This window comes from Pseudoclavibacter chungangensis (genome assembly GCF_013410545.1).
Classification (GTDB): Bacteria; Actinomycetota; Actinomycetes; order Actinomycetales; family Microbacteriaceae; genus Pseudoclavibacter; species Pseudoclavibacter chungangensis.
This window is the reverse complement of sequence record NZ_JACCFV010000001.1, coordinates 151480-170943: the sequence shown is the minus strand read 5'-3', so window position 1 is coordinate 170943 and position 19464 is coordinate 151480. Positions and strand designations below refer to the sequence as shown.

General features: G+C 70.4%; 14 protein-coding genes. 9 read left to right on the top strand and 5 right to left on the bottom strand.

The features are described from left to right. The first annotated feature begins 72 nt into the window (after positions 1-72). A complete protein-coding gene (locus HNR16_RS00715; RefSeq protein WP_218868351.1) occupies positions 73-1035 on the top strand; it encodes an ATP-binding protein in 963 nt (320 codons plus the stop codon). Further along, positions 1035-2135, top strand: coding sequence for a tetratricopeptide repeat protein (locus HNR16_RS00710; RefSeq protein WP_158039099.1), 1101 nt, complete (start codon positions 1035-1037; stop codon positions 2133-2135). The genes HNR16_RS00715 and HNR16_RS00710 overlap by 1 nt, the downstream gene beginning before the upstream one ends. A 577-nt stretch (positions 2136-2712) precedes the next feature. Here HNR16_RS00710 and HNR16_RS00705 read toward each other — a convergent pair. Continuing rightward, positions 2713-4266, bottom strand: a complete 1554-nt coding sequence (locus HNR16_RS00705; protein ID WP_192498230.1) for an HNH endonuclease signature motif containing protein — start codon at positions 4264-4266, stop codon at positions 2713-2715. A gap of 1283 nt (positions 4267-5549) precedes the next feature. After that, complete coding sequence (locus HNR16_RS00700) at positions 5550-8318, bottom strand: AAA domain-containing protein (RefSeq protein WP_158039096.1); 2769 nt, start codon at positions 8316-8318, stop codon at positions 5550-5552. Positions 8319-8662: 344 nt separating this feature from the next. On the opposite strand from HNR16_RS00700, the gene HNR16_RS00695 reads away from it, so the two are divergent. Beyond that, a complete protein-coding gene (locus HNR16_RS00695; protein ID WP_158039094.1) occupies positions 8663-9037 on the top strand; it encodes a VOC family protein in 375 nt (124 codons plus the stop codon). A 485-nt stretch (positions 9038-9522) separates the two neighbouring features. Here the strand turns inward: HNR16_RS00695 and arr are convergent, their stop codons facing one another. After that, positions 9523-9945: an NAD(+)--rifampin ADP-ribosyltransferase gene (gene arr / locus HNR16_RS00690; RefSeq protein ID WP_158039093.1), complete on the bottom strand. Its 423-nt coding sequence runs from the start codon at positions 9943-9945 to the stop codon at positions 9523-9525. A gap of 173 nt (positions 9946-10118) precedes the next feature. Then, positions 10119-11114: a LacI family DNA-binding transcriptional regulator gene (locus tag HNR16_RS00685; protein WP_158039092.1), complete on the bottom strand. Its 996-nt coding sequence runs from the start codon at positions 11112-11114 to the stop codon at positions 10119-10121. A gap of 161 nt (positions 11115-11275) precedes the next feature. On the opposite strand from HNR16_RS00685, the gene HNR16_RS00680 reads away from it, so the two are divergent. Both HNR16_RS00680 and HNR16_RS00675 read left to right on the top strand, forming a co-directional pair. Further along, positions 11276-12724, top strand: a complete 1449-nt coding sequence (locus HNR16_RS00680) for an MFS transporter (RefSeq protein WP_225737727.1) — start codon at positions 11276-11278, stop codon at positions 12722-12724. Next, positions 12721-13233: a universal stress protein gene (locus tag HNR16_RS00675; RefSeq protein WP_158039090.1), complete on the top strand. Its 513-nt coding sequence runs from the start codon at positions 12721-12723 to the stop codon at positions 13231-13233. The genes HNR16_RS00680 and HNR16_RS00675 overlap by 4 nt, the downstream gene beginning before the upstream one ends. 72 nt (positions 13234-13305) lie before the next feature. Here the strand turns inward: HNR16_RS00675 and HNR16_RS00670 are convergent, their stop codons facing one another. Next, positions 13306-15213, bottom strand: a complete 1908-nt coding sequence (locus HNR16_RS00670) for an alpha-amylase family protein (protein ID WP_158039089.1) — start codon at positions 15211-15213, stop codon at positions 13306-13308. Between the two features lie 225 nt (positions 15214-15438). Between HNR16_RS00670 and HNR16_RS00665 the strand changes: the two genes are divergently transcribed. The 4 genes from HNR16_RS00665 (at position 15439) to HNR16_RS00650 (ending at position 19387) form a co-directional block, all read left to right on the top strand. Next, a complete protein-coding gene (locus HNR16_RS00665) occupies positions 15439-16443 on the top strand; it encodes an AraC-like ligand-binding domain-containing protein (protein ID WP_225737726.1) in 1005 nt (334 codons plus the stop codon). A 239-nt stretch (positions 16444-16682) separates the two neighbouring features. Further along, positions 16683-16967: an FmdB family zinc ribbon protein gene (locus HNR16_RS00660; protein WP_158039088.1), complete on the top strand. Its 285-nt coding sequence runs from the start codon at positions 16683-16685 to the stop codon at positions 16965-16967. Positions 16968-17136: 169 nt separating this feature from the next. Beyond that, positions 17137-18393: a formamidase gene (gene fmdA, locus HNR16_RS00655; protein WP_158039087.1), complete on the top strand. Its 1257-nt coding sequence runs from the start codon at positions 17137-17139 to the stop codon at positions 18391-18393. A 133-nt stretch (positions 18394-18526) separates the two neighbouring features. Continuing rightward, on the top strand, positions 18527-19387 hold the full coding sequence (locus tag HNR16_RS00650; protein ID WP_158039086.1) for an SGNH/GDSL hydrolase family protein: 861 nt from the start codon (positions 18527-18529) through the stop codon (positions 19385-19387). Positions 19388-19464: the final 77 nt, after the last annotated feature.

The following is a 19464-nucleotide window of genomic DNA, read 5'->3' as shown; positions in this document are numbered from 1 at the left end:
GAGGCGTCCGACGGGGCCGGGGACACACTCGCTGCCGACGAGGGTGCCGAGGAACGACACGACTCGCGCACGGTGGGGCGCGAGCGGGCGACGGACGGCCAGGCTCAGGACGACGCGGTTCCCGTCTCGACGACGGCGGGGTCCGAGGGGCGGCTGTGGGAGGTGGAGCGTCCCGCGATCTCGCTCGCGGACGTGGTGGGACTCGAGGAGGTGAAGCGCCAGCTCGAGCTCTCGTTCACGGGTCCGCTCCGCAATCCCGAACTCGCGCGGCAGTTCGGCCGCGCGGCGACGGGCGGGCTGCTCATGTACGGGCCGCCCGGGTGCGGCAAGACATTCCTCGCGCGGGCCGTCGCCGGTGAGCTGGGGCTCAACTTCCTGAGCGCGAGTGCCGCCGATCTGTTCGGTCCGTACATCGGCGAGTCCGAGCGCGCGATCCAGGATCTGTTCCGGACCGCGCGCGCGAACCGTCCGAGTGTCGTGTTCCTCGACGAGTTCGATTCGCTCGGTGGGCGGCGCGGTTCGGGATCGTCCGGCGCGCAGGTGCTTCGTGCCGTCGTGTCCCAATTGCTCGCCGAGCTGGACGGTGTGCACGACTCGAACGACGGACTGTACTTCCTCGCGGCGACGAACCGTCCGTGGGACATCGATCACGCGCTCCGCCGCCCCGGGCGCATCGATCGGACGGTGCTCGTCCTGCCTCCGGATTCCCCCGCGCGTGAGGCGATCCTGCGTCAGGGGCTCGCGCGCGTGCCGACGGGTGACGTCGACGTCCGCGCGCTCGCGGCGCGGACCGAGGGGCTTTCGGGGGCGGATCTCGTGCACGTGGTGCGCGCCGCGACGGAGCAGGCGTTCAGTGAGTCGCTGCGGACGGGCGTCCGCCGTGATGTGCGGCAGGAGGATCTGGTCCTCGCGGCCTCGCAGGCGGTGCCGTCGACGCGGTCGTGGTTCGAGGAGATGAAGCCCACGCTGGACTTCGGTGTGGACGACGGCACGTTCAAGACGTTGCGGAAGTACCTGCGCACGCATCGCATCTGATGGACGAGCAGCATTTCCTGCGCTCGCGAGCGACGGCATGGAGTCTCCTGCAGACGGGACGCACGGATCAGGCCTCGCGCATCGTGGGCGATCTCTTGACGGTTCGCCCCGATGACGCGGTCCTGCATTTCCTGCGGGCGAAGACGGAGCGGCTCGCGGGACGCCTCGACGAAGCGGAACGGTCGGCGGCCGTCGCGGCGGCTGCGCCGCAGACGCACGCGGTCGGACTAGCGCTGCACGCGCAGATCATCCTCGACCGGAAGGACCTGCGGCGGGCCGAGGAGGTGGAGCGGCTGCTCTCGGCGTCGATCGCGGCGGACCCGCGCCAGTGGGGGCCGTACGTGCTGCGCGTGCATTCGTTCGCGATGCAGCAACGCTTCACGGAGTTCGCCGATGCGGCGGAGCAGGCTCTGACCGTCCTGCCGGATGCGCCCCAGGACGCGGCGAAGGCGCTCATGAACGTCGCGACCCTGTACGGCTGGTGCGCGACGAAGCACCGGCGCCGACGGCGCGAGTTCCGCGAGCGGGCCGCGACGCTCGCGAGGCGCGCCGTACAGCTCGGTCCGGGGGATGCGTGGATCTGGATGCAGCGAGCTCGGATCGCGCTCTTCCACGGCTCCGATCCTCGGGCGGCGGTGTTCGTGCTCCGTGGGCTGCGACTGAATCCGGCGCAGCCGCAGGCCGCGGAGCTCCTGGACATCGCCGTCGCGAGAGTCCTGGCGCTCGCTGTCGGCGTGGTGTTCGCGTTCTCGCTCCTCGTCGGCGTGATCGAGTTCGTCCCGGCGATCCCGGACGAGCTCGGCGGGCGGATCGTGTCGGGCGTGCGCACGGGCCTGTGCGTCACGCTGCTGCTGGTCGTGGCGTGGCTCTTCCGCTCGCCGGACCTCTTCGGATCGGCGTGGCGCCGCGTGCGTCGGCACGCGCGCTTCTGGGTGGCGGCGGGGTTCACCGTGGCCGCCGCGGTGTCGTTCGCGGTCCTTGGGCTGTGGGCCGACATGACCGGTGTGGCGGGCTTCATCGGGCACGCGCTGCTCGCCGCCGCGATCGGCGCCCTGCGCGGCCACGAATACCGGGCGAGGGCGAGACTCGGCACATCGTGAACGGGCGGGGACGCTCGGGGACTCGATTCATTCGCTCGTGCGCCCTCTCTCGGCGAACGTCCACGACATTCGCGGTCCGCTGTTCGAGCTCGGCATCAACGGCCGCCGTCCGACCCACACCGTCCGCGCTCGCCGTCTGCCGCTCGCCGTCTGCCGCTCGCCGTCTGCCGCTCGCTGTCCGCCGCTCGCCGTCCGCCGCTCGCCGTCTGCCGCTCGCCGTCTGCGCTCGCCGTATGCCGCTCGCCGTCCGCCGCTCGCTGTCCGCCGCTCGCTGTCCGCCGCTCGCCGTTTGCTGCCTTCCGCTTGCAGTCCACCGCCTGCCGACCATGGTCCGCCGTGCGCCGGATATCGACCGCCGTCTGCCGGCCACGGCCTGCCAACCATCGATTGCCGTCAGTCATTTGCCGCCCACGGTCTGCCGCTCATCGCCTGTCGGCCACCGCTTGCCGACCACCGCCTGCCTTCCGCCACCTGCCGACCACGGCATGCCAGCCACCACTGGCATGGCAACGGTGCTACGTGCACGGCAACAGCACCACGGAGACAGCCCGGCCGACCGAACTCGAGGTAGTTCGACTCAGAAGGGTGGCGGGTCACTCCCCGCGTCGGTGCCGTCATCAACGTCGGGCACCGTCCGGCGTTGTCGGGTGCCGCGAGGTTCCGGGCATCGTGGCCCGCCCCGGACCGTGCCGGTGGGTGTCCGCTGAATGGGATCGACGTCGAATTCGTCCTCCATGTCCGTATGTGGAGGATCGTTAGCGGGTCGGATGGTCGGTGAGACCGCGTGTTCGGAGGTGTCGAGCGCGCGAACCAGCCCCGGCGGGGCGGCTTGGGTGGCGCCTGTTCCGGGTGGACTGTCGAGATCATCGTCATGATAGGCCCATGAGGGTCTGAACCTGGGCCCGACAGGGATGGGTCGGTCGCTGTACCGGTCGCCGCCCGGCGCGAACCACACCAACCGCCCCGGTTCGTGCTGTTCCACTCGCCAGCGGGTGGCGTGTTTGAAGGTGTGGTGTCGGCGGCACAGGTGGGCCATGTTCCCGAGCGAGGACGTGCCACCGTCGGTGACCGCGATGGTGTGGTCGATATCGCAACGCCGTGCGGGGCGGGTGCAGCCCGGGAAGCGGCAGTGCCCGTCCCGCACGCGGAGGAACTCGCGCTGCGCCGCCGTCGGGAAGCGCGTGTCGCTCTCGCGAGCGACGCCCGTGATCGGATCGGTCAGCACCCGCAAGAACGACGGCGCACGCGAGGCGAGCTCCCGCGCCTGCTCAACCGGCACCGGCACCACCCCATCGAGCAGCGCGGGGTCATCGCCACCATCGAGGAGCGACAGCACGGGCACGGTGATCGCGACCCGGGCGTTGATCCCGCCCGCCGCGCCGTGCGGCGACCCACACCCCTCTGCGGGGTCGCTGGTGAGGACGAGTTCGCACAGCAGGTCCGCGCGGATCTGATCATGCGTGCGAGGTTCGTCCGGCCCCGCGAGCGCTTTGGCCTGTTCGGTGAGCCGGTCGAGCATCGCCGCCCCGAGCAGGGTCGGGACGAGTGCTTCGAGCCGGCTCATGCCATCGTCCTCGTGCACGACCCGCACCCCGCGCTGTTCCCGTGCGATCTTGTGGCGCTCGTCGAGGCTCTCCCGCATGAGCGTCTGCGCGGCGCGCCGAGCGCGAGCCCGCAACCTGGCGGGCGTCTCCCGCGAGGCCCCGTCCACCACGGCCCGCTCGTACGCCTTGCGGGCCTCGTCGTCGGGGAGGCGTCGTCCTTCCGCGAGGATCACGCGAACGTGCGCGAGCGAGAGGTACCCATCGCGGAACATTCCCTCCGTGGCGGGGAACGCGTCGCGAAGCATGAGGCTCTCACCGAGCTCACGCGACACGACCGGCTCGGACCGCGAGGTCGCGAGCGCGAGCTGGGCGGTGCGTTCACGCATCACCGTCACCACCGCATCATCACTCCCGGGAAACTCCTCCCGAGCACTGGCGAGGGTCGCTTCGTGGATGAACGCGAGCAGCTCTGCACGGCGGGCTTCGGCTTTCGCGATGAGCTTGTCCTCCGCGCGGATCGCGTCGAGCGCCAAATCGAAGGCTTCGTCGTGGGCACCGATGCCATCGAGGTGCTGCAGGCGCATCATGAACGCAACGTGCGGCGCGAGACGCGCCTGACCACGCGGCCGAGAGCGCGCGTCACCACCAGCCGACGGGCGCGCGTCACCACCGGCCGCGGGACACGCGCTGGCGTCCGGGGCCGGTGCGGCAGTGCCGTCGTGCTCGTGATCGTTCATACCCACACCCCATCACCACCCTCGGACAACCCGACCCGGCCACGGAGCGGACACCGCGACGAGAGCGGGAACGGGGTTCGGGAACCCCTCGAATGGTGGCGCGCTCGACCACGAACTGCACGAAGGCTCACGTCACCGCCAGCCGACGGACGCGAGGCCGCGTCCGGGGCCGGTGCGGCAGCGGCGCCGCCGGGCTCGTATTCGTTCATACCCACACCCCATCACCACCCTCGGACAACCCGACCCGGCCACGAAACGGACACCGGAACGAAATCGGGAACGGGGTTCGGGAAAGCCCCCAAATAGTGGAGCGCTCGACCACGAACGGCACGAATGCTCACGTCACCGCCGGCCGACGGACGCGAGGCCGCGCCCGGGGCCGGGGCGGCAGTGCCGTCGGGCTCGTGATCGCTCATACCCACACCCCATCACCACCCTCGGACAATCCGACCCGACTCAGAAACGGGGCCGGAATCGGGAACGGAGAACGGAGACACCGTCGACCCGGGCACGCACGAGCGCGAGCGACAGCGCGCGCCACTGTCAACCGCCGGACGCGCAGGACCGCCCGCGGCCGGCCGACGGTAGTGCCGTCGGGCTCCTGATCGTTCAAACCCACACCCCATCACCACCCACGGACGAACCGACCGGAGTCGGGAACGGAGCCGGATTCGAGGACTGAAACCGGAACGCTGACGGCGTCGAGGCCAGCAAACTCGACCGCGAAGGTGCATCATGGCGCGCCTCCCTCCACTCGGGCGGCGAGACGCGGGGCGACGAACAGGGCAAAGGTGGCAATGATGCCAGCGGGCTCGAGAGCGTTCGTCCCCACAGCCCAACACCACCCTCGGACGATCCGACCAGGCGCAGGAGCGGCGCCGGAACGGGATCGAGGTCCGGGACGGAATGGCTCCCGAACGGCGACAGGCTCGACCGCCCCGGGCTGCGTACGCCCGATCACATCGCGGTGACTGCGACGCCACAGCCTGGTCCGTAGTCCTTCGCCCCTCACGCAGTCGCGCCATCGACGACCCGATTCGCGCGCACCCACGCACCCACGCAGGGGAACCGGAGCAGAGCATCGTTTCGACGCCCCGTCGGCATCGGCGGGCGCACCGGCCCGCGGGGGCGAGCTACGGCGTCACGGTGAGCAGCGCCGCATCGATGCCATCGCGAATGCGCGCCGGTTCTGAATCCCCCGTCGTCCGGAGACGGAGAAGTGGCAGACCGACGCGACGCAACAGCCCGTCCTTGATCTCGTCCCGCTTCAGCTGTTCGGGATCGTCGGCGTGGAACTTCCACCCGTCCACCTCGATCGCGAGGACCGGACGATGCGTGATGCGGTTGAACAGGACCATATCGACCGACGAGCGGTGTTTCACGAATGACCGCTCTCGATCCGAGAGACCATCGAGCGACGGAATCAACTCGCGCAGGAGCACCTGACTCGTGACGTGCAGCGTCCCATAGGCGGGCTCGTTCAGGATGTCGAGGACCACCGTCCACGCGATGTCCTCCGACCGGAGCTTCATCTCGCCCCGGAGACGACCCGCCAGATGATCCAAGCGCGCCGAGTGGCGCTCGTAGAGCAGGTCGAAGATCGACACGAGTCGGGTCTGCTGCACCCCACCGTCGGGGTACTGGTAGTTGATGAAACCGACGAGATTGGTGAGGTTCACGGCCGAGCGCGGTGGCGTCTCGTGCGTCACGAGGATGAAACGCCGCACGGCTCGCGAAACCGCCACGTTGATGAGTTGCGGATCGTCCGCGAACTTCGCCTGCGCGCCTGCCCGCCACGAATCGTCGAGCACGGCCGACATGACGATCGTCTGCTTCTCCCTCCCCTGATAGCTGTGGACGGTATCGGCCTGGGCCGCCGCGAGCTCGGTTCCGGCGATCGCTCCGGCCGCCACGTCCACCTGCGCCCGGTACGGCGTGACGATCCCGACATCGCCCGGCGCGAACTCCGTCGCCAGTTCCGGGAACAGTTCGCTCGCGATGATGCTCGCCTCGCGGTCGTTGATGCGTCCGCCGCTCCGCGGAGACCGCATGTGGTGTCCCGCGGTCGTCGTCCGAACGTGCATCGCCGGCCGATCCGGATCCCCGATCGTGAACGGAATGAGCTGTCCGTCGTAGAACGACGTATTGCAGAACCCGATGATTCGTGGGTCGCACCGAAAGTGTTCACGCAGGAGGGTGACGGGGACGTCGTCCCCGAAACGCTCGGTCACGGCCGTCAGAACGCTGTGCTGCAGTGCGTCCACGTCGGCCGACGGCGCCGGAATCGCAGCCGCATCGATCTTCGGGAAGATCGGCCTGAGCTGACGCCGGTCGCCGACGATGACCGCGTTGCGCGCACTCGCGAGCGCGAGCGCGGCAGTCGGCAGATTCACCTGCGACGACTCGTCGATGATCACGTAGTCGAGAAGCGCTCCGCCTCCCAGGCTCGCGCGGATCGAATGGCACGTGCTGAGGACGACGGGGTACTCGTCCAACAGTGCCGGGATGCGCTTCCGGTAGTTCGCGGCGTCGAACCGCGTTCGCGCGGTGCCCGAGTACCGTGCCCGGAGGGCCTGCGTGAACATCGCGCGGGAAGCATCCATGTGGTTCTCCACGAGTTCGTCGAGACCGCCTCCGCTCGTGAGCGCATCGAGTCGAGCGATCTCGGCCGTGAGTTCGGTGATGCGCCGGGAGTAGTAGGCGTCATGGAGTCGGAGGATCGTTGCCGAGTCGTGCACGTCGTGTCGTCGCAGTTCGCCGTACCGCCAGCGCCAGCGGAACCGCCGGATCCACCCCTCGATGAGGCCGGGATCGGACGACTCCGCGTCGGTCGCTTCGATGAGGTAGTCGAGGATCCGATCGGCGCCCCCGCGATGCGTCGGGTGCTCCGAGAAGGGATCGACGTCGTGGGCCGCGAGGTGACGGGTGAAGTGGTCGCGTTCCAGCTCGAGCGCGTCGCGTTCGAGGCGGGCCACGTGCAGGTCGCGTTGGTGGGCGAGCAGCGTTCGGATGCGCGCGTCACGGGCGGCGTGTGTTCGAGCGTCGACGTCGGCCGGCGCCGGTTGCGAGAGAAAGGCCCTGACCGCGGCGTCACGGGTGGCTTGCTCGGCGAAGAACGCGTCCCTGAGTTCGCGACGTCCGAGGGCAGCGACGACGAACCCGTAGCCGAGGCCGTCGAGTTTCTCGCGCACGTTGTCGACGGCGGCGTTGTTGGTGGAGACGACGCCGACCGTCGTGCCCGGCACGGCGATGAGCGTCGCGATGAGGTTGAGGATGGTCTGGGTCTTGCCGGTTCCGGGTGGGCCCTCGACCACGCTGATGCGGTGTCGCAGCGCCTGTTCCACCGCCTCACGCTGGGACAGGCTGCTGGGAAACGGCGTGACGAGCGATCGCGCGTCATCGCGGGCCAGGGGCGAGCGGTGCAGGAACACATCGAGCGCGCTGTCCGCCTGACGCGCCCGCAGCCCGGCGAAGGGCCGCTGCAGCGGGTCGGCCCCGTTGTCGTCGCCGTCGGGGAGCGCTTCGACGATGCGGGACCAGTACCGCATGATCTCGGTGGCACGCGCGTCGACGTCGGGTGGTGACACCGGTGGTGTCCGACCGACGGCGTGCGAGGCGGGTGCCGTGGTCGCCGGCCCGGTGGCGTCCGGACGCCGCGGCGTGGCACCCGCCTTCGTCGCCGGTGCCGCACGCGGCACTCGCCGCTCAGGTCGCGATCGCAGGATCCGGACTCGCGCGGCCCCGTAGACGTACTCCTTACCCGGCGAGCCGTCCTTCGTCACGAACCGGATGCGATAGACGTTTTCGCCTCGCACGATTCTCGCGATCTGGCTCGTCTTGTCCTGCCACTCCCCCGCGGCGGACTGCACGTGGATGAGCTGGTCGGGTGAGCGATCGTGCATTGCCTCAGTCCTCCGGCGCCTCGATGCGTTCGGCCGCGGGCCGGGGCGACACCGGCCACTCACGACGCATCGTACGGTTGATCGAGGATTCCTCGCTGCCCCGTGAACCGGGCACCCCGTCGATCGTGTCCGGGCGGCCGCGGGTCGGATCGGCGACGCGGACGCCACCACCGGCCCGCCGCCCTGTCACCCGGCCGCAACGGCACGCCCGTTAGGCTGCACCCCATGATGACCAGCCAGGCGTTCTCGCGCCGTTCCCGGACGGGCGATCCGGTCGTGGTCTGATCCGCGCCCCGCCCCTGCTCTGCGAGCACCGACACCCACCGCAGACCATCAGGAGCATCATGACCGCGCGATTCAACCACACCATCATCGCCTCACTCGACGCCGCCGCGACGGCCGCGTTCACCCTCGAATTGCTGGAGGGGACCGAGCTCCCCTCGTGGGGCCCGTTCATCAACATCGGCATCGGCGACGGCGTCATGCTGCAGTTCGCCGAGCCGCCCATCGAGTTCCCGCCGCAGCACTACGCGTACCTCGTCGACGACGCACACTTCGACCGCGCCGTCGCGACCATCAGGGCGCGCGAGCAGGACCACTGGGCCGACCCGCAGCGCACCCGACCGGGCGAGATCAACACCGAGCACGGCGGGCGGGGCGTGTACCTCCTCGATCCGTCCGGCCACTATCTGGAACTGCTCACGCGCCCCTACCTCTGAGGACGCCGTGACGGGCCCGGACTGCGTCCCCGCGGGCGGGCCCACACACGTCGCCGCGCCAGTGAACATCGACCTGCCGCCGGCCGGATCGGACCGGAGCGAACGGGCTCGAGGCGGTGACGCACGCGAGTCCAGCGGACGAGGCGTCGACCGAGCCGGATCGGCCTGTAACCCGGCCGGGGCTGGCCGCACGCAGCCGCGACCGGCCGGAACGCTCCGTGCGCGCGACGGCCGAGAACGCGGCAGAACCCGCGCGAACCTGCCCGCCCTGCCGGAGCCGCCCCCGGCCGATCCGAGATGTTGGCGGCCGCTTCGTGAGCGCCATAGCCACGCACGCGGCGATGCCAGGCATGGACCCGTCCGACCGCGCCGCGGATGGCCCTGGGCGGCCGGGGTCATCCGCGCCGTGCGCGAGAGCATCCTCGTCCCGGCGAACGCGAACGCACTTCGCACGCCCGTCCCGACCGCAACGATGCCCGGCGACGTCAGTTGACGATCTCGCCCCGCTCCTCGGGCGGCACGGCGATCACCCGGTCGCGCCACATCCGCAGGGCCTCCGGTGTGAGACGAGTCCACGCGGTGATCTCGCGCACGATGCGGAGCGGCGCTGTGCTGCGGTACGACCTGGTGGGGTTGCCGGGGAACTTCTTGTCGGTGACGTTGGGGTCGTTCTCGAACGGACCGGTCGGTTCGACGAGGTACACGTGCGGTGCCGCGGTCCCGCCGACGAGTTCGGCCGCGAGCTCGGCGGCGAGCCCGGCACCATCGACGAGCGCGGTGAAGTAGATGTGGTTCATGACGACATCGGGCCGGTAATTGGACCGCCGCCCGGCGACGAGCAGGTCCCCCGGGCCGAGCACCGCGACCGTGCCGTGGTAGAACGGGCCCCCATCGAGCTCACCCGTCATCGTGTCCGCCTTCCGGGTCCGCACGGTCGACACCTGGGACGGCGGTCGACGTGCACGTCGACACGGTACCCGCCGAATCCCCCGACCGAGCACGGGATCGAAATCCACCGCACGGGCACGCGATCGTGTCCGCCCGGCTCGCCGACCTCGGCGGGCCGCCGCGCAGAGAACCCTCAGGCAGGCCCCGTCGACGTCCGCAACACGAGGCCGCACTCGGCCGGCCCCTCGATGAGCGACTCCCGGCCGGCGATGCGTTCCAGCATGACCCGCGCGGCGCGGGCGCCCTGCTCGAACGGCGATTGCTTGACGGTCGTGAGCCCGAACGTCACGGCGAGTTCGTGATCGTCGATCCCGACGAGGCTCACGTCGCCGGGCACCGACAGTCCGAGCCCCCGCGCGGCGAGCGCTGCGCCGATCGCGACCTCGTCGCACGTCCCGATGATCGCCGTGGGTCGTGGCCCGGGTGCCGTGAGCAGTCGCGTGGCCGCCGCGAACCCGCCCGCCACGTCGACGGCCGACGGCACATGACGGGCGGCGGATTCGAGCCCGGCGTCGCGCATGAGCGCCTGGAACGCTTCGAGACGACGCCGATCGACCCGCGCCCAGTGCCGCGACGGGTCGCCACCGCCGAGGAAGGCGATCCGCTCATGCCCGAGCGCGCGGAGGTGCTCGAACGCGATCGTCACGGCTGCCACGTCGTCGATCGCGATGACGTCCGGCCCCGCCTCACCGACGACGCTCACGACCGGCCGTTCGAGCGCGCCGAGCCGCGCGAGCTCGGCATCGTCCGGCTCGAGGCCGACGGCGACGAGCCCGTCGAAACGCTTACGCGCGAGGAAATCGTCGAAGATCAGCGCGCGCCCCACGCTGCCGGGCATCGCGTTGTACAGCAGCAGGTCGTCGCCGGAATCGAGGAACACCTGCTGGATGCCCTCGAGCACCGCAGCGAAGAACCAGCGATGGACGTACGGGATGATGACGCCGACGGCCCGCGTTCTCCCCGTCGCGAGGCCGACCGCGTTCGACGCCGGGACGTAGCCGAGCCGGTCGACCGCGTCGAGCACGCGCTCCCGGGCGGCCGACGAGACGTAGCCGGAGCCGGACAGGGCTCTGCTCGCCGTGGCCTTCGAGACCCCGGCGAGGGCCGCGACATCGGCGATCCCGGTCATACTCCACAGCCTAGAGGCGTTCCACACCTCGCGATGCGCCGACGCGAATCTGGAACCGATTTCGTTTTTGATCTGTTGCGAATGCCGGAGTCGTGGCAGAGTGAAATCGGTTCCACATGGAATCGGTTCCACATGATCCGGAATCGTGTGGTGCACACAGCGTGAATCAAGGAGGATTCGATGCACTCGGCAACCGTTCCGCTCGCCGCGACGCGACGACCGGTCACCCGACACAGGGGGCGCAGCGCATGAGCGACCCCGGCGCCGCGGTCGTCCAGAAGCCGCTCATGACCATGCCGCGGATCCTGCTCATGAACCTCGGGTTCTTCGGGATCCAGTACAGCTTCGGCATGCAGCAGACCGCGATCAACCCGATCTACAACTTCCTCGGGGCCAACCCCGACGACCTCCCGCTGCTCAACCTCGCAGGCCCCATCACGGGTCTCATCGTGCAGCCGCTCATCGGCGCGATCTCGGACCGCACCTGGCACCCGCGCTGGGGCCGCCGCCGCCCGTTCCTGATCCTCGGTGCGATCGGCTGCAGCATCGGCCTGTTCCTCTTCCCGATGGTGTCGGCACTCTGGATGGCCGTGCTCCTGCTCTGGCTGCTCGACGTGAGCAACAACGCGGCGATGGAGCCCTACCGCGCGTTCATCGCGGACCGCCTGCCCTCGTCGCAGCTCGCGCGCGGCTTCCTCGCACAGAGCTTCTTCACGGGGCTCGGTATCACGCTCGCGAACGTCTCGCTGTTCGTCTTCGAGCATCTCTTCTCGGGCGAGACCGCCGCGGGGATCCCCTACTGGGTGTTCGCCTCGTTCATGCTCGGCGCCGTGTGTTCGATCGCAACCGTCCTCGTGTCGGTCATCTCCACGAAGGAGCTGCCACCCACGGCGGAGGAGCTCGAGAACCACCGCAAGGGCTCGGCGAACCCGCTGCGCGAGATCGGCAGTGCGATCTGGCACATGCCCGTGCAGCTGCGCAAGCTCGCACTCGTGTACCTCTTCCAGTGGTACGCCATGCAGTGCTACTGGCAGTACGTCTCGCTCTCCGTCGCCGACGCGGCGTTCGGCGGCGCCGACGGCCCGAACTACGGCGAGGCGGTCGCCTGGACCGGCCTCGTGAACGGCTTCTACAACATCGTCACGTTCAGCGTCGCGTTCATCCTGGTCGGGCTCGCGCGCCGTCGCGGCGCCAAGTTCGTGCACGTGGTCTGTCTCGCGCTGTCGAGCATCGGCCTCATCGTCTTCCCGTTCGTCACGATCCCGGCACTCATGTTCATCCCGATCATCGGACTCGGCATCGGCTGGGCGTCGATGATGGGCGTGCCGTACATCATGGCGACGCGCATGATCCCGGCCGGGAAGTACGGCGTCTACCTCGGCATCATCAACATGATGATCGTCGTGCCGATGCTCATCCAGAACCTCACCTTCGGTGCGGTCTACCGGCTGCTCGGCAGCGTCCCGGGGCACGCGATCATCTTCGCGGGCGTGCTCCTCGCCTGTGCGGCGGTCGCGATGCTCTGGATCAAGGAGCCGCCGGTCGCCGTCGAGGTGGATGAACTGCAGGTCGAGCCGGCCACGCGATCCGACGGAAAGGCGAGCGCATGACGACCGACAGCAGGATCCCACCGGACTACTCGACCGTCGTCGTCGGGACCGACGGCTCGGACCTCGCGATCCCCACCGTGTTGCGGGCCGCGCGGGTCGCCCAGCGCACCGACGCCGATCTCGTGCTCGTGTCGGCCTGGTCGCAGCTCGGTCGGCGAGAGCAGGCGAAGAGCGTCGCGAGCAGCGGCGACACGCGCGCCTCGACCGTCATCGGTCGGGCCGCGGCGAACGCGGCGCTCGCGTCCGCCGTCGCACTCGCGACGGAGCACGGCGCGACGGTCGCGGCGGCACTCATGGTGCGCGCCGAGCCGGCGGCGGCGCTCCTCGAGACCGCGGCGGAACGCGGCGCCGACCTCATCATCATCGGGGCGGCGGGGCAGCCGAGCCTCGCGGAGCGGCTGCTCGGCACGGTCGCGAGCGAGCTCATCGTGCGCGCGGAGTGCGACGTGCTCATCGTGCGCCCCACGCGGGGGCAGGAGATCGAGGTCGGACGCCCCGAGTCCGCCTAGCGGGCACCCCCATGACGGCGGTGGCCGGTCACGTTCTCGGGACCGGCCACCGCCGTCATGGCGTTCCGGCGTTCACCGCAGGTGGGCGCGGATCCACAGCACCCCGTGCGGTGCGATCTCGACGCCCGCATCGAGGTGCACGGGACGCTCGCTCAGGAGCTCGACCGCGTCGGCGTCGAACGCCTGGAACGTCGAGGCGTCCACCGAGGTGCTGTGGTCACCGACGTTCGCGAGCACGATGACGCGCACACCGTCCGGCCCCGGTCGCTGGTAGCCGAGCACGGGATTCGACGCGCCCGAGGCCGGCACGTGGAACGGCACGAGCTCGTTGCCCGCGAACTCCGGCGTCTCGCGACGCACCTGCAGCATGCGCGTGAACCGCGCGAACACGCGGCCGGGCACGGTCGTCGGGTCGAGGCGCTCCGCGTAGCGCTCGGCGGGGTACACGGGCCGGTGCGCCCAGCGCGCGTCGTGCGCGTGGGCCGGGTCGTCGGCGTAGTCGAGGTCGTTGAGCTGGGCGACCTCGTCGCCGAGGTAGACGAGCGGGATGCCACCCGTCGAGAACGCGATCGCGTACGCGAGCAGCAGGCGGTCCTCGCCACCCGGGTCGTCCGCCTCGATCCCGCTCAGCGACGCGGCCGTTCCGGCGATGCGCGCGTCGAGCGTGATGGGGTGCTCCTGGAACGGGATGCCGCGCGCGAACGAGCCCGTGAAACGCCCGACGTAGAAGTCGTTGAGGAACCGCCGGTGCCAGTAGCCGTCGATGCCGAGCGCGGCCGCGTCCTCGTCGGCGAAGGTCCAGCCGATGTCGTCGTGACTGCGGACGTAGTCGATCCACGCCGTCCCGGGCGGGAGCGCGTGGCGGGTGTCGAGCGCCTGCTGTAGGAGGCGGGCATCGCGCGTCGCGAGCGCCTCCCACGTGAGCGCCATCTGCAGCGGGTTGTACGACAGCTGGCACTCGTCCGGCGAGATGTACTCGGCGACCTCGTCGGGGTGCACGATCGCCTCCGACTTGAACAGGACGGACGGCGCCGCGATGCGCAAGAGCGCGTTGAACGCGCGCAGCAGCAGGTGCACCTCGGGGAGCGACTCGCACGGCGTGCCGAGCCGCTTCCACACGAACGCGACGGCGTCCATGCGCAGGATCTCGACGCCGAGGTTCGCGAGGAAGAGCATCTCCCCCGCCATGGCGCGGAACACCGCGGGGTTGGAGTAGTCGAGGTCCCACTGGAAGTGGTAGAACGTGGCCCAGATCCAGCGCCCGTCCGGGAGTTGCACGAACGACCCCGGGTGGTCGTCGGGGAAGATCTCGCGCACCGTCCGCTCGTACCGGTCGGGCATCGTGCGGTCGGGGTAGATGAGGTAGAAGTTCTCGAACTCGGGGTCCCCCGCGACGGCGCGACGCGCCCACTCGTGCTCGTCGCTCGTGTGGTTGAAGATGAAGTCCACGACGAGCGAGATGCCCACGGCGCGCAGCTCCGCCGCGAGCGCCGCGAGGTCCTCGAACGTGCCGATCGCGGGGTCGACGCGGCGGTAGCTGGACACCGCGTAGCCGCCGTCGTTGTCGCCCTCGGGTGACTCGAAGAGCGGCATGAGGTGTAGGTAGGTGAGCCCGAGCTCCTGGAAGTACGGGATGCGCTCGCGCACGGCCTCGAGCGACCCGGCGTAGCGGTCGACGTAGCAGACCCCACCGAGCATGCGGTTCGACGTGAACCAATCGGGATCGATGGCCCGGCGCGAGTCGAGGGCACGCAGATCGCCCGGGCGATCGCGCCAGGATTCCGCCGCGAGTTCGATGAGCGACGCGAACGATCCGGCGCCGTCGCGCGGCCCGTAGAGCGAGCGGTGCAGATCGAGCAGGACGGGGCCGTGCTCGTGCACGCGCCGCTCGAAGTCGGCGTCCACGGTGACGCCTCGCTGTCCCAGTCGTTCGAGCGCGGCACCGAGCTCGTCGGCGGGGTCGTCTTCGACGTGCGTCATGCCGGTCCTCTCGGTCGGGCGGGCCGCCGTCTCTCGCGCCGGTCCCGCTCCGACCTCCAGGCTATCGGCGTCGGCGTGGGCGGCGGGAGTCGATTCGAGGACGCTCCACGGGCTCCCCGTGCCCGCCGCCCGCTCGGCGTCGGTCCGGGCGGCGCGCGTAGACTCGAACTCTGGAACCGCACGTAGAGCGATGGCCGCTCGGTGCGTCGTGCAGCAGGACGGAACATGAGTCATCCCATTCCGCGCGAGGCGCTCGATGCCCCCACCGGGCCCATCGAGCCGCCGATGCCGCTCTCCTTCACGGGTTTCCAGGCGGCCGTCTCGAGTTCGTTCGTCCCGCTGAAGCTCACGACGGCGGATCCGGAGCGGTTCCGCGCGAGTCTCACGCAGGCGACGGTCGGCGACGTGAGCGTCTCCGACGTGCGCGCGGCCGCCCACGAGGTCGAGCGCACCCCCGAACTCATCCGATCCTCGCCGCGCAAGTACTTCAAGCTGAGTCTGCAGATGGAGGGCGCCTCGTCCCTCGAGCAGAACGGCCGCACGGTCGTGCTCGAACCGGGTGACATGGCGATCTACGACACCTCGACCCCCTACCTGCTCTCGTTCGACACACCGTTCCGCGTCATGGTGATCCAGCTCCCGCACGACCGGCTCGACATCCCGAGCGAGATCATGCGCGACATGACCGGCGTGCTGCTCGCCGGGTCGCACGGGCTCGGCCGCGTCGTGTCGCCCTTCCTCGCGACGCTCGGGACGAACATGGACGAGCTGTCGGGCCCCGCCGGTGCGCGTCTCGCCCAGAACGCCGTCGACCTGCTCGAGATGCTGTTCGCCAACGAGCTCGACGTCGCGCGCGCGGCCGCGGACCCCCGGCGCGCACTCATGCAGCGCATCCGGGACCACATCGACGAGCACCTCGGCGACCCAGAGCTCACCCCCTCGTCGATCGCGGCCGCACACTTCATCTCGACGCGTCACCTGCACGCCCTCTTCCACGAGCAGGGTTCCACGGTCGCCGGCTACGTCCGATCGCGCCGCCTCGAGCAGTGCTACCTGAACCTCACGAACCCACTGTTCGTCGACACCCCGATCGCCACGGTCGGGGTGCGGTGGGGGTTCGGCGACGCGGCCCACTTCAGCCGCGTCTTCAAGTCGGCCTACGGGGAGTCGCCGACGCAGGTGCGTCGGCGCATGCTCGGCCAACAGGCGGCCCGCACCGTCGAGGACTGAGGCGGCCCGGGGGCGTGATGATCCGTCCGCGGCGCGGATGGCGCGGACGGAGTCCGCAGAACCGACGTCCTCGATCGGCGCCCGGGTCGGCGCCCCGGAATCGGCGCCCCGGAATCGGCGCCCGGCGCAGCACGCCACTCTGCCGGATCAAGGTGGGAGAACGCCCCCTGGTGTCGTCGCGTGACGCTCCATATGGTGTGAGGCACCGCGGCGACGACGCCGCGGGAGCCGGAGGTCACATGCCCCTCTACGAGTTCGCCTGCCCCAGCGGCCACGCGACCGAGACGAACTTCTCGCTGCGCGACGTGCCGTCGGCGATCGACTGCCCCGAGTGCAGCGTGCGCGCCCGCCGACGCATGGTCGCGCCGCATCTCGGACGCGGTGCGTCGAGCGCGATGCGCGTCCTCGACGCGACGTCGCGCTCGGCGCACGAGCCCGAGGTCGTCCGGAGCACCGCCCCCGGCACCCGCACGCCCGCGCCGGTGTCCCGCGACCCGAGGCACGCCCGGCTGCCGCACCCCTGACCAGGCACCACCGACCGCGCGTCCCCGACCCACGAGTCACGGAACCACGCGTCGCCGAATCACGCACCGCTGCCATCGCGCCGCAGCCCGCAACCCGCAACCTGCAACCCGCAACCCGCAACCACCGTCCGCCACCGACCAGATCCGCACCGCACAGGGAGGCACCGCCATGCCCGAGAACATCTTCCCGCTCGACTCGTCGAAGCCGTTCGACGACCAGCAGAAACTCGGCCACAATCGCTGGCACCCCGAGATCCCGCCCATCGCGACCGTGAAGCCCGGCGACTCGTTCCGCGTCGACTGTCGCGAGTGGTTCGACGGCGCGATCGTGAACGACGACAGCGCCGACGACATCCTGAACGCACCACTCCTCACGGTGCACAAACTCTCGGGCCCCATCGCCGTCGAGGGAGCGAAACCCGGCGACCTCCTGATCGTCGACATCCTCGACGTCGGGCCCATCCCGCAGGAGGACTCGGGGCCGCTCGCCGGCCAGGGGTGGGGGTACACGGGCATCTTCGCGAAGAACAACGGCGGCGGGTTCCTCACCGACGAGTTTCCCGACGCCTACAAGGCGATCTGGGACTTCACGGGGCAGGTCGCGACGAGCCGGCACATCCCCGAGGTCGCGTTCGAGGGGCTCATCCACCCCGGCCTCATGGGCACCGCGCCATCGGCCGAGCTGCTCGCGACCTGGAACGCCCGCGAGGGGGCGCTCATCGCGACCGATCCGCACCGCGTGCCGCCGCTCGCGCTGCCACCCGAGCCGCGCGAGGCCGTGCTCGGCGGGCTCGCCGCGAGCGAGTTCGACCGCGTCGCGGGCGAGGCGGCCCGCACGGCACCCCCGCGCGAGAACGGCGGCAACCAGGACATCAAGAACCTCTCGAAGGGCACGCGGATCTTCTACCCCGTGTTCGTCGACGGGGCGAACCTCTCGGTCGGCGACCTCCACTTCTCCCAGGGTGACGGCGAGATCACGTTCTGCGGGGCGATCGAGATGGGCGGCTTCATCGACCTGCGCGTCGAGGTGCTCGCGGGCGGCATGGAGACGTACGGCGTCTCCGAGAACGCGATCTTCATGCCCGGCCGGGTCGAGCCGCGGTTCAGCGAGTGGCTCGCGTTCTCGGGCACCTCGGTCACGCTCGACGGCGAACAGCGCTACCTCGACTCACACCTGTCGTACCAGCGCGCGTGCCTGCACGCGATCGACTACCTCGTGAAGTTCGGCTACACGCCCGAGCAGGCCTACCTGCTGCTCGGCGCCGCACCGATCGAGGGGCGCCTGTCGGGTGTCGTCGACATCCCGAACTCGTGCGCGACGGTGTACCTGCCGACGGCGATGTTCGAGTTCGACGTGCGTCCGTCCGCCTCGGGCCCGCACCAGGTCACGCAGGGCGTGCCCGCGCCGCGGGCCGCGAACGCCTGAGCGAGGACCGTGGTCGGTGCCCGACGTCGGGCACCGACCACGGCGCCGCGTTCCGTGACACGTCCCCCGCTGTTCGACGGTGCGACGGGACCCGTTCAAGGCGCCGACACGACGGACGTATGCACTGGGTCGCGTGGCTCGTCTCCGCACCGCTCTCGTCACCGGCTCCGCGCTCGTGGCCGCCTTCCTCGGAGCCGGCCTGACCCTGCGGCGGCAGGCCGCGATCGCGCGACGCCGCATCGGCAAGCCCCTCGGGGAGCAGGCGCTCGACGCCGAACGCGTGTGGCGTCGAGGGCGTCCTGGCGAGCCCATCGAGCTGCTGCTCGTCGGTGACTCGGTCGCGGCCGGGCTGGGCGCCTCACGACCGAAGGAGACGATCGGCGCACGGCTCGCGAAGGCGCTCGGCAAGCACGCGGACCGCCCCGTCCGCCTCCGCTCGGTGGCCGTCGTGGGTGCGGAGTCGAGGGATCTCGCCGCCCAGCTCGACCGGCTCGACGAGACCTACACGCCGGACGTGGCCGTCATCATCGTCGGCGGGAACGACGTGACGCACCGCATTCCCGTGCCCGAGTCGGTCACGGACCTCACCGCGGCGATCACGCGTCTCCGTGACCGTGGCGCTCGCGTCGTCGTGGGGACGTGCCCGGAGCTCGGCGCGCTCCGCCCTGTCCCACAGCCCCTGCGCACGCTCGTGTCACGTATGTCCCGCCGCCTCGCCGCGGCGCAGGCCGTCGCGGCGGAACGTGCGGGGGCGGCGACCGTCGACCTGCGACGCACCGTCGGGCCCCTCTTCTTCGACGAACCGGCCGAGATGTTCAGCCTCGATCGCTTCCACCCGAGCCCGCTCGGCTACCGCCGGACGGCGACCGCGATGCTCCCCGTGGTCGTCCGGGTGCTCGAATCCGACGACGACGAACCTCGGCTCACCGACGACACGACGAGCGGTCGCGCAGCGAAGCGCGCACCGATCGCTCACGACCACGCGATTTCGTGATCGATCTCTCGGTTGACGCGGCCCGGGCGTGGCGGCAGTAGAAAAGAGATCCGAGGCCCCCACACCCGAACGCGGTC

Bases quoted from the DNA above. Each gene is read 5' to 3' on its own strand.
- HNR16_RS00700 (WP_158039096.1), bottom strand. From the start codon at position 8,318: ATGCACGATCGCTCACCCGACCAGCTCATCCACGTGCAGTCCGCCGCG.
- HNR16_RS00670 (WP_158039089.1), bottom strand. From the start codon at position 15,213: ATGACGCACGTCGAAGACGACCCCGCCGACGAGCTCGGTGCCGCGCTC.
- HNR16_RS00660 (WP_158039088.1), top strand. From the start codon at position 16,683: ATGCCCCTCTACGAGTTCGCCTGCCCCAGCGGCCACGCGACCGAGACG.
- HNR16_RS00695 (WP_158039094.1), top strand. From the start codon at position 8,663: ATGACCGCGCGATTCAACCACACCATCATCGCCTCACTCGACGCCGCC.
- HNR16_RS00705 (WP_192498230.1), bottom strand. From the start codon at position 4,266: ATGATGCGCCTGCAGCACCTCGATGGCATCGGTGCCCACGACGAAGCC.
- HNR16_RS00665 (WP_225737726.1), top strand. From the start codon at position 15,439: ATGAGTCATCCCATTCCGCGCGAGGCGCTCGATGCCCCCACCGGGCCC.
- HNR16_RS00710 (WP_158039099.1), top strand. From the start codon at position 1,035: ATGGACGAGCAGCATTTCCTGCGCTCGCGAGCGACGGCATGGAGTCTC.
- arr (WP_158039093.1), bottom strand. From the start codon at position 9,945: ATGACGGGTGAGCTCGATGGGGGCCCGTTCTACCACGGCACGGTCGCG.
- HNR16_RS00675 (WP_158039090.1), top strand. From the start codon at position 12,721: ATGACGACCGACAGCAGGATCCCACCGGACTACTCGACCGTCGTCGTC.
- HNR16_RS00685 (WP_158039092.1), bottom strand. From the start codon at position 11,114: ATGACCGGGATCGCCGATGTCGCGGCCCTCGCCGGGGTCTCGAAGGCC.
- fmdA (WP_158039087.1), top strand. From the start codon at position 17,137: ATGCCCGAGAACATCTTCCCGCTCGACTCGTCGAAGCCGTTCGACGAC.